This is a genomic window from Actinomycetospora corticicola (assembly GCF_013409505.1).
Classification (GTDB): Bacteria; Actinomycetota; Actinomycetes; order Mycobacteriales; family Pseudonocardiaceae; genus Actinomycetospora; species Actinomycetospora corticicola.
In genome coordinates this window covers 2677278-2690583 of record NZ_JACCBN010000001.1, presented here as the reverse complement: position 1 = coordinate 2690583, position 13306 = coordinate 2677278, and the positions used below count along the sequence as shown (strand labels likewise).

16 protein-coding genes are annotated in these 13306 nt (G+C 73.1%); 7 read left to right on the top strand and 9 right to left on the bottom strand.

Annotation, left to right across the window (positions count from 1 at the left end; genetic code table 11):
- Window positions 1–26 precede the first annotated feature (26 nt).
- From BJ983_RS12930 to BJ983_RS12915, 4 genes are all read left to right on the top strand, one after another.
- Window positions 27–332 carry an ArsR/SmtB family transcription factor gene (locus BJ983_RS12930; protein ID WP_343054103.1) on the top strand — a complete coding sequence of 102 codons (306 nt, stop codon included), beginning with the start codon at window positions 27–29 and terminating at the stop codon, window positions 330–332.
- A complete protein-coding gene (locus BJ983_RS12925) occupies window positions 329–781 on the top strand; it encodes an SRPBCC family protein (protein ID WP_179794152.1) in 453 nt (150 codons plus the stop codon). Before BJ983_RS12930 ends, BJ983_RS12925 begins: the two co-directional genes overlap by 4 nt.
- 146 nt (window positions 782–927) lie before the next feature.
- Complete coding sequence (locus tag BJ983_RS12920; RefSeq protein ID WP_218890256.1) at window positions 928–2223, top strand: HNH endonuclease; 1296 nt, start codon at window positions 928–930, stop codon at window positions 2221–2223.
- Window positions 2224–2374: 151 nt separating this feature from the next.
- Window positions 2375–2617, top strand: coding sequence for a hypothetical protein (locus BJ983_RS12915; RefSeq protein ID WP_179794151.1), 243 nt, complete (start codon window positions 2375–2377; stop codon window positions 2615–2617).
- A gap of 22 nt (window positions 2618–2639) precedes the next feature.
- Here the strand turns inward: BJ983_RS12915 and BJ983_RS12910 are convergent, their stop codons facing one another.
- From BJ983_RS12910 to BJ983_RS12900, 3 genes are read right to left on the bottom strand one after another with little or no spacing between them, the layout of a single operon-like run.
- Entirely contained in the window at window positions 2640–3674 is a 1035-nt protein-coding gene (locus tag BJ983_RS12910) for an alpha/beta fold hydrolase (protein ID WP_179794150.1), read from the bottom strand.
- Window positions 3675–3683: 9 nt separating this feature from the next.
- Complete coding sequence (gene fmdA / locus BJ983_RS12905; RefSeq protein WP_179794149.1) at window positions 3684–4934, bottom strand: formamidase; 1251 nt, start codon at window positions 4932–4934, stop codon at window positions 3684–3686.
- A gap of 57 nt (window positions 4935–4991) precedes the next feature.
- On the bottom strand, window positions 4992–6059 hold the full coding sequence (locus BJ983_RS12900; protein WP_246325579.1) for a substrate-binding domain-containing protein: 1068 nt from the start codon (window positions 6057–6059) through the stop codon (window positions 4992–4994).
- Between the two features lie 82 nt (window positions 6060–6141).
- Here BJ983_RS12900 and BJ983_RS12895 point away from each other — a divergent pair, with 82 nt between their 5' ends.
- On the top strand, window positions 6142–6570 hold the full coding sequence (locus BJ983_RS12895; RefSeq protein ID WP_179794148.1) for a MarR family winged helix-turn-helix transcriptional regulator: 429 nt from the start codon (window positions 6142–6144) through the stop codon (window positions 6568–6570).
- Between the two features lie 33 nt (window positions 6571–6603).
- Window positions 6604–8127, top strand: coding sequence for a cobyric acid synthase (locus BJ983_RS12890; protein ID WP_179794147.1), 1524 nt, complete (start codon window positions 6604–6606; stop codon window positions 8125–8127).
- Between the two features lie 4 nt (window positions 8128–8131).
- On the opposite strand, the gene BJ983_RS12885 is transcribed toward BJ983_RS12890, so the two are convergent.
- The 5 genes from BJ983_RS12885 to BJ983_RS12865 form a co-directional block, all read right to left on the bottom strand.
- The gene (locus BJ983_RS12885; protein ID WP_179794146.1) at window positions 8132–8608 is read right to left on the bottom strand and encodes an SRPBCC family protein; all 477 of its coding nucleotides are present in this window, start codon (window positions 8606–8608) and stop codon (window positions 8132–8134) included.
- Window positions 8609–8702: 94 nt separating this feature from the next.
- A complete protein-coding gene (locus tag BJ983_RS12880) occupies window positions 8703–9572 on the bottom strand; it encodes a class I SAM-dependent methyltransferase (RefSeq protein WP_179794145.1) in 870 nt (289 codons plus the stop codon).
- An 80-nt stretch (window positions 9573–9652) separates the two neighbouring features.
- Window positions 9653–10216 carry a helix-turn-helix domain-containing protein gene (locus BJ983_RS12875; RefSeq protein WP_179794144.1) on the bottom strand — a complete coding sequence of 188 codons (564 nt, stop codon included), beginning with the start codon at window positions 10214–10216 and terminating at the stop codon, window positions 9653–9655.
- Between the two features lie 103 nt (window positions 10217–10319).
- On the bottom strand, window positions 10320–11546 hold the full coding sequence (locus BJ983_RS12870; protein ID WP_179794143.1) for a saccharopine dehydrogenase family protein: 1227 nt from the start codon (window positions 11544–11546) through the stop codon (window positions 10320–10322).
- Window positions 11547–11555: 9 nt separating this feature from the next.
- Window positions 11556–12023: a nitroreductase/quinone reductase family protein gene (locus BJ983_RS12865; RefSeq protein ID WP_179794142.1), complete on the bottom strand. Its 468-nt coding sequence runs from the start codon at window positions 12021–12023 to the stop codon at window positions 11556–11558.
- A gap of 102 nt (window positions 12024–12125) precedes the next feature.
- On the opposite strand from BJ983_RS12865, the gene BJ983_RS12860 reads away from it, so the two are divergent.
- Window positions 12126–12767 (top strand): TetR/AcrR family transcriptional regulator, encoded by a 642-nt coding sequence (locus BJ983_RS12860; protein WP_179794141.1) that lies wholly within the window; start codon window positions 12126–12128, stop codon window positions 12765–12767.
- A 51-nt stretch (window positions 12768–12818) separates the two neighbouring features.
- Here BJ983_RS12860 and BJ983_RS12855 read toward each other — a convergent pair whose 3' ends face one another.
- On the bottom strand, window positions 12819–13280 hold the full coding sequence (locus tag BJ983_RS12855) for an MSMEG_3727 family PQQ-associated protein (protein ID WP_179794140.1): 462 nt from the start codon (window positions 13278–13280) through the stop codon (window positions 12819–12821).
- Between the last annotated feature and the right edge of the window lie 26 nt (window positions 13281–13306).

Genomic DNA, 13306 nt, shown 5'->3' with positions numbered 1-13306 from the left:
CCTCTCCGAGCACGACAGTTAACCGTGTGGTTCACCAACAGTTCGCGGCGCTGGGCGATCCCACCCGCATCGCCTTCGTCGAGCAGCTCGCCCGCGGCCCGGTCGCGGTCGGGGACCTCGTGGCCCCGACGGCGATGTCGTTGCCGGCCGTCCTCAAGCACGTCCGCGTGCTCGAGGAGGCGGGGTTGATCGCCACCGTCAAGCGGGGTCGGGTGCGCGAGTGCCGGCTGCGCGACGACGCGCTGGTCGAGGTGGCCACGTGGACCGCGCACCAACGGGCGCTCTGGTCGACCCGGCTCGACGCCCTCGGCACCCTCCTGGAGGAGACATGACCCCCACGCCGCTGCTCTCGTTCGATCTCGACCGCACCTACGCCGCGGCACCCGACCGCGTCTGGGCCGCGTTCGCCCGCGCGGACCTGCTGGAGCGCTGGGTCTGCCCCGACCCGGAGTGGCTCGTGTCGAGCTGCGAGGTGGACGCGCGGACCGACGGCGGCTACCGGATCCGCTTCGGCCCCCGCCCGGCCGGTGACGCCTACCGCGAGACGGCGACCTACGTCGTCTTCGAGCCGGTGGAGCGGCTCGTGATGGACGTGCGCACCGAGGGGGAGGACATGAACGAGTCCTCCCGGTGCACGGTCCTGCTCGTGCCGGTCGACGACGGGACGCGGCTCGAGCTGACCGTCGACGGGCTCTCCGGGCAGGCGGCGGTGGAGGGCATGCGGACCGGGTGGGAGTGGTGCCTCGAGGGCCTCGCCGCGCAGCTGGCCCCGTCGTCCTGACGGCGGGTCCTCGTATCCGGTTGGCAGTCCTGTCCCTGTGGCAGCGAAGCGTCGTTGCTGGCGTCCAGTGACAGGTTCGCCGCATCGTCGCAGGTGGGAGCCTCGAGGCAGCCGTGATTGTCGGGGGTCGCTGCTAGCGTGCGAACATGAGTTCGAACCGGGTGGTGGACGCGGTCAGCGCCGAGCTGACCGCGATCCACGCCCGCCTGGTCGAGCTCGCCTCGCTGCCCACCGAGCCCGCTCTTGGCGATCAGGGCGCCGGGTGCGTGGATCGGATCGCGGTCCTCGAACAGCTGCGCTCCACCGTCGCCGCCGCCCAGCACACCGCGATGGTCACCTTCGGCCGCGCCCAGGTCGAAGCACAGATCGCCCACATCCACGACGGCTCGCTGGACCCGGAGGAATTGAGCCGCGGTATCGCCGACCAGATCGCCCTCGCCGCGCACGTCTCCCCGCACGTCGCCGACCGACGCCTGTCCGTCGCGCGGGCGCTGGCGACCGACCTGCCCTGCACCCGGGCCGCCCTGGTCGCCGGGCGGATCAGCGAGTCCCTCGCCGAGCAGATCGTGTCGCTGACCGACCACCTCGACCCCGAACTCCGCGCCCTCGTGGACCAGCAGTGCGCCGAGGCCGGGCTCGACGAGCTGGGCCGCAAGCAGGCGCTGGCGGCCGTGAAGAAGCTGGCCTATCAGGCCGATCCCGCCGGGTTCGTCGCCCGCGCCCGCGCAACGCGCAAGGACCGGCGGGTCACCCTGCGCCCCGCGCCGGACACCATGAGCGTGCTCTCCGGGCTGTTGCCGGTCGAACAGGGCGTCGCCTGCCTGGCCGCGCTGCGGAAACACGCCGACTCGTTGATCGCCACCGGCGACACCGACGGCCGCAACCGCGACCAGATCGTCGCCGACACCCTCGTCGAACGCCTCACCGGACAGGCCCGCGCGGAGGACGTGAACGTCGAGGTCGGGATCGTCCTGCCCCTCGACACGCTCACCGACTTCCAGGACGCGGGCACCGGGGAACTCATCGGGCACGGGCCGCTCCCCGCCGGCATCGTCCGCGACATCCTGTCCAGCTCCAAGGGGCGGCGGTGGTGGCGGCGACTGTTCACCCACCCCGCCCACGGCACCCTGATCGGCGGGGAGACCCAGCGGCGCCTGTTCGACGGGTTCCTCACCAAGCTGATCACCTGGCGCGACCACGGCTGGTGCCGTGAGGCGTTCTGCACCGCCCCCATCCGCCACATCGACCACATCACGGGCTCCAAAGCCGGCGGGCCGACCAGTTTCGGGAACGGCCGCGGCGGCTGCGTGCGCCACAACCAGGACAAGGAACTGCCCGGCTGGCGTCACCGGGTCGTCCACGACGGGCTCGGCGACCAGCCGCACACCGTCCAGACCACCACCCCGACCGGCCACACCTACACCAGCCGAGCCGGACCATGACGACGCCGCAGTCGGGGTCGGATGATCGGGGGACACGTGCGTCCTCCACGCCACCGTGCGTCCGGCGGACACCGCATCCCCACCGACCGGACGACGCTTCTCCTCAACGGCGCGGGCACGGGTCCCCGCCGATCACGCGGAGGAGACGGTCATGTTCACCGAGGAGACGGCGCGGGCGAACGGCGAGGGCGGGACGTCCGGTGCGGACGGGTACATGGTCCTGGTCATCGATCCCGTCACGGGCCACGCCGACTGCTACGGCCCCTACGACGACGAGGCGCAGGCCCGGGAGCGCGCCTTCTGGCGGCGCCTCGAGTTCGACGTGGCGGACCTCCCGGACGTGCTCATCGGGGTGGTGCCGTGGCACGCCGAGGGCGACCGGCCGGGTTGCTGACCCGACTGCTGGTGAGGGGCGCTCAGACCTCCCGGGCGAGCATGTCGCGGATGCCCTGGTCGATGAACGCGGTGTCGTCGGGGTTCTGTCCGCCGCCCGCGAAGTGGCCCCAGACCCCGGGGATGACCCGGACCTCGCCGTCGGGGATGTGCTGGGAGGCCCACTGCTCGTCCTCGGGCGGGAAGTACAGGTCCTTCTCGGCCGGCATCGCGAGGACGGGGCAGCGGATGGAGGCGAGCGCGGCGACGGTGTCGCCGTCGAACCCGGGGGTCTGCCCGACGTCCCCGTGGAACCACGTCCACGCCATGGCGAGCAGGTTGTTCGGGTCCCGCTCGTCGAGGAAGAACGCCTCCCAGAAGCCGATCAGGAAGTCCTCGAGCGAGGAGAACCCCAGCTTCCGCCACTCCTCCTGCCAGTAGAACGCCTGCGAGAAGCCCCACCCGGCGTAGACCCGGGCGAACGCCCGGAGCCCCGTCGTCGGCCATGCGTCGTCGCGGTACCACCCGCCGGCGAAGGCGGCGTCGGCGCGCAGCGCGGCGGAGATCGATTCGAGGAAGACCTGGTTGTGCGGCGCGGTCCGGCTCGACCCGCAGAACGGCACGGCCCGCTGGACCATCTCCGGGTGGCTCACGGCCCACTGGTAGGTCTGGCCGGCGCCCATCGACCAGCCCGTCACCAGCGGCAGCGTTCCGATGCCGAAGTGCTCGGTGACGAGGCGGTACTGGCACTCGACCTGGTCGTGGAACGTCACGTGCGGGAACCGCGCGCGGTCGTAGGGCGGCGGCGTGTTGCTCGGCGAGGAGGACAACCCGTTGCCGAGCATGTTCGGCACGATGATGAACCACTCGTCGGGGTCCAGGGCCTTGTCCGCCCCGATCAGCCACTCGTTGTCGGTGTGCCGCCCGGAGTACCAGGTCGGGTAGACGATCGCGTTGCTCTTGTCGGCGTTGAGCGTGCCGTAGGTCCGGTAGGCCAGGTGGGCGCCGCGCAGCGTCGCACCGTGCTGCAGGACCACGTCACCGAGGTCGAACACCTCGAAGTCGGTCGGGGCGGGCATCGTGGCTCCTCAGCTCGCGGTGGCGCACTGGCCGCGGTCGACGCGCGCGGGACCGTCGTGGCCGGGGCGGATGTCGACGTCGAAGATGCCGGTCGGGACGTAGAGCGAGCAACAGGCGTTCGGGATGTCGACGATGCCGCTGACGCGGCCCTCGACGGGCGCGGCGCACAGGATCAGGTACGCCTGCTCGCCGGTGTAGCCGAACTGGGTCAGGTAGTCGATCGCCTGGAGACAGGCCCGACGGTAGGCGATCGTCGCGTTCATGTAGTGCTGGTCGCCCGCCTCGTCGACCGAGATGCCGATGAAGGAGACGAAGTCGTCGTAGCGGGGCTCGTGCCGACCGGGCTGGAAGATCGGCATCGTGGCCTTGTACTTCGCGACGCCGTCCTTGATCAGGTCGACGTGGACGTCGGCGTAACCGCCCATCTCCACCGCACCGCAGAAGCTGATCTCACCGTCGCCCTGGGCGAAGTGCAGGTCGCCGATCGAGAACTTCGCGCCCGGGACGTAGACCGGGTAGAGCACGCGGGAGCCGATCGAGAGGTTCTTGATGTCGACGTTCCCGCCGTGCTCGCGCGGCGGCACCGTGCGGGCGGCCTCCCGGGCGGCACGCTCGACGTCGCCGCTCGCCATCGTGCCCAGCAGCGCGTGCTCGGGCAGCGGCGGCAGGGCGAGCGGCGGCACCCGGTCCGGGTCGGTGTCGATGAGGGCCTGCTCGCGGCGGTTCCACTCGGCGAGCAGCTCGGCGGACGGTGCGCAGCCGGCCAGCCCTGCGTGCACGTTCGAGGCGATCCGGACGCCGGGCAGGTGCCGGGAGGTGGCGTACTTGCCCTCGAAGTCCCAGATGGCCTTGCCCGGGTCGGGGAAGTGGTCGGTGAGGAACCCGCCGCCGTTGCTCTTCGCGAAGATGCCGGTGTAGCCCCAGCCCTGGCCGGCCTGCGACCCGATCCCGGGAGCGCCGCCGTGGGTGGGTCCGAGGTCGAGGTAGTCGACGACGAGCAGGTCGCCCGGTTCCGCCCCCTCGATCTCGATCGGGCCGGAGAGCATGTGGTTGTGGTCGAGGACCATGTCGCGGATGTCGTTCGCGGAGTCGTCGTTGCGGACCTGACCGTCGGTCCAGTCCTTGCACTCGATCCGGAACACGTCGCCGGGCCGGACCGAGGCCGCCGGCGGGATGTCGGGGTGCCAGCGGTTGTGGCCCGGGACCTCCTGCTCCCGCATCGACTTCGACTGGTCCACACGGAACACGGTGTCGGGCACGACGGCCTCCCCATCGACGAGTTGTTCCCATATGGGAATACCGTCGGGGGAGTCGCGTCAAGGGGCGACGGCCGGCAGCGCGGTGAGCACGTCGAAGTCGACGCCGTCGGCGACGGCGAGGTGCACCGACTGGCTGGCCTGCCGTCCCCGGAACTCCACGGTGCCCCGGGGCCCCTCCCACGCCGTCCCGTCGACGACCGCGTCCCAGGCCTCCGGCCGGTCGTCGGCGGCCCGGTCGGCGAGGGCGGCGAGCGTGCGCAGGCCCTCGTAGCAGCTCTCGGCCGCGCTGCTCAGCGCCGGTGCGTCGGGGCCGTGGGCCCGCACGTAGTCGCCGAGCAGGTCGAGCGCCCCCGTCGTCGCGAGGGACCGGAAGTAGGCCGAGGCGACGAACAGGTCCGTGGTCGCGTCGGCGCCACTGGCGAGGAGCATGTTCTCCTCCATCAGCGGGCTGAAGCGCACGAGTCGGCCGGCGAGGCCCCGCCGGGCGAACTCGCGGTTGAACTCCACCGCGTCCTGGCCCACGAGGAGCATGAGCACGCCGTCGCACGCGGAGGCCTCGACCCGGTCCACCAGCCGCCCGACCTCACCCGTCCCCAGCGGCACGAAGGACTGCCCGACGACGTCGAGCCCCAGCTCGTGGGCGAAGGTGCGCACCGCCCGGGCGGACACGCGGGGCCAGACGTAGTCGTCCCCGACCACGTACCAGCGTCGGGCACCGACCTCGTCGCGCAGCCAGCGCAGGGCGGGGGCGATCTGCTGGTCCGGGGTCTCGCCGCAGCAGAAGACGCCGGCCCGGTCCTCGCCGCCCTCGTACAGCGACGGGTAGGCGTACGGGACCCGGCCGGCGACGACGGGCACCAGCGCCCGGCGGACCGACGAGATGTGCCATCCACTCACCGCGTCGACCCGGCCCCGGGCGATCCGGCCGGCGACGTCCGCGGCGACCACCGTCGGGTCCCGCCCGCCGTCGAGCACCTCGGCCACCACCTCGCGGCCGCGGATGCCGCCCCGCGCGTTGATCTGGGCCACGGCGAGCGCGATCACGGCCTCGCAGGACGGTGCGAACAGGCCGGCGGGGCCACGCAGGGGCAGCACCATGGTCACGCGGAACGGGTTCGCGTCCATGGGGCCTCCGTCGGGCCACGGCTCGTCCGGCGCGGCCACCGTCGGGATATTCTCACGTGGGAGCGACGGGCGAGGAGGCTCGATGGCCGAGGACGTGGGATCGCTCGCGCTCTCCCTGCACCGGGCGCTGGCCCTGGTCGGCGCGCAGGTCGAGGCGATCACCGCCCGCGAGGGCGTGCCGCTACCGCACTGGCTGGTCCTCGCCGCGCTCGCCGCCGACGGCGACCTCGCCATGGGGGACCTCGTCGCGGGGACCGGGCTCAACGACTCCACGCTCACGCGGGTCGTCGACCGGCTGGCGACGTCGGGCCTCGTCTACCGCGGGGTCGATCCGGCGGACCGACGGCGGGTCCGGGTCTCGCTCAGCGATCGCGGCCGCGCCCTCCACGTCCGGCTGGCCCCCGACGTCGAAGCCGTCGAGCGCGGCCTCGTCGAGGACGCGCCCGTCCCCGTGGTGGCCCTCGGACACCTCCGACCGTCGGGCGACGAGGCCGGTACCCGAGCGCGCTGATCGTGGGCACCGGCGGGCGCCTAGGCTCGGACCGTGCACGGCGCCCTCCTTATCGCGGGGACCACCAGCGACGCCGGCAAGAGCGTCCTCGTCGCCGGGATCTGCCGGTGGCTGGCCCGGCAGGGCGTCGACGTCGCCCCCTTCAAGGCGCAGAACATGAGCAACAACTCCGTCGTCACCACCGACGGCGGGGAGATCGGCCGCGCGCAGGCGCTGCAGGCGGCGGCGTGCGGGCTCGAGCCGAGCGTCGCGTTCAACCCGGTGCTGCTCAAGCCCGAGTCGGACCGGACCAGCCAGGTCGTGGTGCACGGCCGGGTCGACGGCAGCGTCAGCGCGCTGTCCTACCGCGAGCGCAAACCCGCCCTGCTCGAGATCGTGACGGCAGGTCTCGCGCGACTGCGCGCCGAGCACGACGTCGTGATCTGCGAGGGCGCCGGTTCCCCGGCCGAGATCAACCTGCGGGCCACCGACATCGCCAACATGGGTCTCGCGCGCGCCGGGTCGCTGCCGACGATCGTCGTCGGCGACATCGACCGCGGGGGCGTGCTGGCGCACCTGTTCGGCACGGTCGCGGTGCTCGAACCCGCCGATCAGGCGCTGGTCAGCGGGTTCGTCGTCAACAAGTTCCGCGGCGACCCGGCCCTGCTCGAACCCGGGCTCGCACAGCTGGAACGCCTGACCGGGCGGCCGACGCTCGGCGTCGTCCCGTTCGCCCCCGACCTCTGGATCGACGCGGAGGACTCCCTCGGGCACGACGGCACCGTCGGTCGCCCCGGAGCGCCCCTCGGCCGGGACTGGCTGCGGGTCGCGGTGGTGCGACTGCCGCGGGTCTCCAACGGCACCGACGTCGACGCGCTGGCCTGCGAGCCCGGCGTGTCGGTGCGCTACGTGACCGCCCCGTCGGACCTCGTCGGCGCCGACCTCGTCGTCCTGCCCGGCTCGAAGGCGACGGTCTCCGACCTCGCGTGGCTGCGCTCGACCGGGCTCGCCGACGCCGTGCTGGCCCACGCCCGCGCCGGCCGGCCCCTGCTCGGCATCTGCGGCGGCTACCAGATGCTGGCCCGCACCATCGACGACCCGCACGGCGTCGAGGCCGCCCCCGGCCACCACGAGGGCCTCGGGTTGGGCGCCTTCGACGTCGTCTTCGACCCCGACAAGCACCTCGGCAACCCGCACGGCACCGCGCTCGGCGAGGACGTGGCCGGCTACGAGATCCACCACGGACGCGAGCTCCGGGACCCCGGGCTGCCGGCGTTGGTGCGGACGTCCGACGGAGCCGCGGAAGGGCTCGACATCGGGAACGTGCTGGGGACGCACTGGCACGGGCTGCTGGAGAACGACGGTTTCCGACGCCGGGTGCTGGCGCGGGTCGCGTCGCTGTCCGGCCGGGACGTCACGATCTCGAGGACGACCTCGTTCGCGGTCACCCGCACCGCGCAGCTCGACCTGCTCGCCGACCTCGTGGAGGCCCACCTCGACACGGCGGCGCTGATCCGGCTGATCGAGCAGGGGGCGCCGGTCGGGCTGCGGATCGTGCCGCCGGCCGGCGCTCCCTGAACGGCTACTTGGCGGCGTTGGCCACCTTGTCGATCGACTCCGAGAGCTGGTCCTCGGTGAGCATCGGGAAGAAGCCGCGGAAGGCCTCGTCCTCGACACCGGACCAGTCGTAGGTCTGCGTGACCTTGGTGCCGGAGCCCGCGGGCTCGAGCTCCCACGTGTACGTGTGGCCGGTGGCCTGCGCGTCCCCGACCTTGTCCTTGTAGCCGTCGAGCGGGTGGAGCGACGGCGCCCAGCCGATCTTCCGGTTCTCCTCGTAGGCCGTGACGACGTTCTTCATCTGGTAGTCGCCGAGCGCGTCCTGGTTCATGTTCATGATGAACTCGTCGCCGGTGCCCGAGACGTTCTCGCCCCCGGGCTCGACGCCGCGGAGCATGCCGGCGCCGTCGAACTCGGTGTGCCGCGAGGGCTGCGAGAGCAGCGCGAACATCTGCTCCGGGCTGGCGTCCACGGTCTTGCTGACCTGAATCTGGTCGCTCACGAAGGTCCTTCCGGTATCGCGTCGATGGGACGGACCGGACCGTGCGCGTCACACGACCGGTCGACGGAGGGAGCGTGCCCTGATCGTGCGCGTCTCAATCGCGCGCGGTGGGCCGGACGGCCCAGGCGCGTCGGGTCGTCCGCACCTGCACATCGTCCCGACGGAGCAGACTCTGCGGCCCGTCCTCGTCGAGCAGCCGGTCGAGGGCGGCCAGGTCCTCGGCGGAGAGCTCGTCGGCGATCCCGGCCCGCAGCCTCCGGAGGCCCTCGAGCGCGTACCGCCCGACGGTCGCGGACCCGGCGCCGTCGATCTCCAGGTCGTCCGTGCGCTGCGCCTCGACGCGCAGGCCGGCGGCCTCCAGCATCGGCCCGAAGTCCGCCCGACGGTGGGGCAGGTGCTCCTCGGCCCGCCGGTCGGCGACGGCGGCGCAGCGCTCCTCGAGCCCCGGACGGTCCTCGGGGGCGTCCGCGGGCAGGAACCGCGGGAAGCCGTCGATCTCCACGACGACGAGCAGGCCCCCGGGAGCGAGCGCGTCGCGCACCCGGCGCAGGACCCGCTCCGGGTCGGCGAGGTGGTGCAGCGACGCCGACGCCCAGACCAGGTCCGGCGAGCCGAGGGGGAGGGGTTCGGCGTCGAGGTCGCAGGGGACGACGTCGACCTGCCCCGCGAGCCCGGCCCCGTCCGCCTTCTCCTGCAGCCGCCGCAGGTGCGCCGACGACGCGTCGAGGGCGGTCACGTGTGCCTCGGGGAACCGGTCGAGCAGGGCGAACGTGCCGACGCCGGTCCCGGCGCCGAGGTCCACGATCTCGCGCGGGGTGTCCTGCACCGGGAGCCACGAGACCAGGTCGGCGAGGTACCCGCCGAACACCTCGGCGTCGAGGTCGAGGACCTCCGCCATGTCCGCGCCGCCCCCGACGTCGTGCCCGTGGCCATGTCCGTGGCCGTGCCCGTGTGCCTCACTCATGCGATCACCGTATCCAGCGGATGCGTCTGGAGCGCGGCCTCTTGCGCCTCCGGCAAGGAGATCGTTCCCGACGATGCTCGTCAGGCCTGGTCGTCCCGATGGCCCCGGCGGGCCTCACGGTCGAAGAAGCCGAGCAGGTCGCACGGCCCGCCCGCGGTCCCGACGGCGTGCGGCAGCATCGTCGGGAACTCCGCCGCCTGGTCGGCCTCCACGCGGATCCGGCGGTCGCCCAGGAGCAGGATCGCCGCCCCGGAGAGCACGACGAACCACTCCCGGCCCGGGTGCGCGCGCAGCGTCGCGGCGTTCTCCGGGGGCGGGTCGGTGAGACGTCGGCGCACGACCGACATCCCCGGGTCGGCCCGGATCGACCAGCGCCGTGAGCCGTGTGTGCCGTCGATCATCGGGTTCGACACGACGTCCTCGGTGTCGCTCTCGACGAGTTGGTCGAGCGAGGTGTCCAGCGCGCGGGCGAGCGTGACGAGCTGGTCGAGGGCGAGGCGACGCTGCCCGTTCTCGATGCGGCTGAGCGAGGACTGGCTGAGGTTCGCCCGGCGGGCGAGGTCGTCCAGCGACCACCCCTGGGCGACCCGGAGGGCCCGGATGCGGTGCCGCACCAGCGAGTCCAGGCCGTCGTCGTGCGTCACGGGCAAGACACTATGCCGGAAGTGGTGCCAGCGGTTCCGAGCGAACGGCCCGTTCGCGACGTTGACGTGCGCGAGAGTGCCGTTCGCTCGGACGGGTCGGGGGTCAGGCCGCCCGCGAGGCCTCGTAGACGTGGCCGGCGGTCCGCAGGCGCTCGACGAGGGCCGGGCCCATCGCGGTGGCCGGGGTGAGGGACCCGGTGCGCGACGGGAGCCGATCGCCGTCGAGGGCGAGGCAGAGCACGGACTCGCCGAGCATCACCGCGGTCGCGGCGTAGCCCGGGTCGCCGGAGCCGGACACGCGCGCGGTGTAGTGCGCGCCCGTCGTCGTGACGGCGTCGAGGTCGTGGCGGAACCAGCCCGTGCGCCGGGTCTTCTCCGACGGGCCCTCGCCCGGCTTCGGCAGCACCCGGTCGAGCAGCTGGCGCGCACCCGGCGTCGCGAAGCCCGCGAGCATCGCGCCGAGACCCGCCGTCACCGCGCCCGCCGTGACCGCCCCGACCGGGCCGGCGCCCGTGGCCATGACCTCGCCGTAGCGCAGGCCCTTGCCGTAGGAGTAGCCGGCGATCGCGTTGGAGCGCCGCACGATGCGGGTGTTGTAGGAGGCCATGACGAACGGGGCCGCCCACTTGCCGTCCGGCAGGCGGTGCGGGGCCGGGCTGTCGCTCGGCTGGCGGGTGTCCGGCTCGCCGTCGCGGTCGGGGGAGAGGCCGTAGGGGTCGCGCAGCAGCTTCACCGTCGTGCGGTCGGCCTTGACCTCGTCGGCCAGGCCGCGCATCGAGTCGATCGTGCCGCCGGACACGCCGCCGCGGACCCGGGCGACGGCCGTGACGTCGGTGAGGTCGCCCTCGCCGTCGGCCTGGACCTGGGAGTGCAGGAGCAGCACACCGAGGTCGGACGGGACCGAGTCGTAGCCGCAGGAGTGCACGATCCGGGCGCCGGTGCGCTGCGCGATCGCGTCGGTCGCGTCGATGGCCTCGCGGGCGAAGGTGACCTCGCCGGTCAGGTCGGCGTAGTGGGTGCCGGCCGACGCGGCGGCCTCCACCAGGGGCAGCCCGAACCTGGCGTAGGGCCCGACGGTCGTCGCGATCGCCGTGGTGGAGGCGACCATCGCGTCGAGTGCCGCGCGGTCGGTCGAGTCGGCGACGATCAGCGGCCAGTCGCTCCCCGGGACCGGCAGCCCGGCCCGCACCGACTCGAGCTTCGACCGGGACCGGCCGGCCAGCGCGATCCGTGTCCCGGTCGGGGCGTGCCGGGCCAGGTAGTCGGCGACCAGGGCCCCGACGAAGCTGGTGGCTCCGTAGAGGACGACGTCGTGTTCGCGCTCGCTCATCCCTGCACGTTATCGGCGGGAGGTGGGGCCCGCCGATGTGACGACGAAGACGGGGTGGCGCGGGGCGATCGCGGCGAGTTCGGCGTCGGTCGAGTCGGCGCCGACGCCCTCGAAGAACGCGCCCACCTCCCACGCCCAGACCTTCAGGTACGCGCGCAGCACCGGCACGACCTCCGCCGGCTCCGTCAGCTCCCGCACCGTGATCCGCTCGGTGCGGCGCCCGACGGTCAGCTCGGCCTCGCCGGCGACCCGGATGTTGCGGACCCACTGCGTCTGCCCGCGCGCGGCCACGAGGTAGCGGGCGCCGTCGAGGGGTAGCGGGTTGACGGGGGTCGTGCGGACCTCGCCGCTCGTCCGGCCGCGCACCCCGAGGACGGCCGAGCCGGCGAGGGAGAGCCCGCGCCGGGTGAGGAAGCTGACCAGCGGGTTCATCACGCGACGGGTGATGAGGCCGGGCTGCTGGTAGTGCACGGTCATGGTCGACTCCTGAGTGTGAGCACTGCTCTCGAAGGACGAGAGCAATGCTCTCCATACCGGGTCGACGTGTCAAGAGCACTGCTCTCTGAAATGCTGTCCGGCATGCCCACTCGTCAGGAGCAGCGCGCCGAGACGACCGAGCGGATCCTCGCGGCCGCCCGCGCACAGCTCGCGGAGGTCGGCGCCGCGGCGTTGTCGCTGCGTGCGGTGACCCGTGAGGTCGGGATGGTGTCCTCGGCGGTCTACCGGTACTTCCCGAGCCGCGACGAGCTGCTGACGGCGCTCATCATCGAGGCCTACGACGCCGTCGGGCAGGCCGCGGAGGACGCCGACGAGGGCGGGACGCCGCTCGAGCGCTGGCTCGCGGTGTGGCGGGCGGTCCGCGGCTGGGCGCGGGAGCACGCGGCGCAGTACGCGCTGATCTACGGCTCCCCGGTGCCCGGCTACGCGGCCCCGGTGGACACGCTGCCGGCCGCCGGACGGGTGGCGACGGTGCTCGCGCGGATCGCGATCGAGGCCGCGGGGCCGGTGGCCGAGCCCGGACCCGCCGTCCGGAACGCCCTCGTGCCCGACCTGCTGCCCGGGCTCTCGCCCGAGCTCGCCCCGGCCGCGATCGCGGCCTTCACCCAGCTGTTCGGCACGGTCGGGTTCGAGCTGTTCGGGCAGTACGAGAACGTCGTGGTCGACCGCGACGCCTTCTTCGACCACGTCGCCCGGACGGCGGGAGGTGCCTGCGGCCTGTGAGTACTTTTCCGTGCTGGGACACGGAGAAGTACTCACGGGGCCGGAGGCCACCTAGGGCCGCGGCTGCGGTGGCCGGTCGAGCTTCGCCGAGTCGGGCACCTCGCCGCCCATCACGAGGGCGCCGGTGAGCCCGCGGCCCTCGTCGTTGCCGGTGGTCGAGCCGTAGTAGTAGGCGCCCGGACCGTCGAGATCGAGGCGGGCCACGCCCTTCGAGTGGTTCACCAGCCAGATCAGCTTCGGGTCGCCGTTGTTCGGCAGCAGCGCGCAGTGCGTGTTCTTGTCGTCGTTGATCAGCGTCAGCTCGACCTGGCCGCCGTGCGGGAACACGAGGATCGCCGGGTCCCACACCAGCTCGTCCTCGGGGATGCGGACGGTGGCCCGCATGACGCCGTCCGCGCCCTCCTCGGCGTGGCCGACCCGGCCGGTGCCGAGCATCCGGCCGAGCGTGGTCCGGTTCTGGCCGTCGAGCCCGGCCTCGTGCAACATCGCGTCGCGGTCGTCCGTCGTCGTCATCGTGCGCCCCCTCGCCGGCGGTCCGG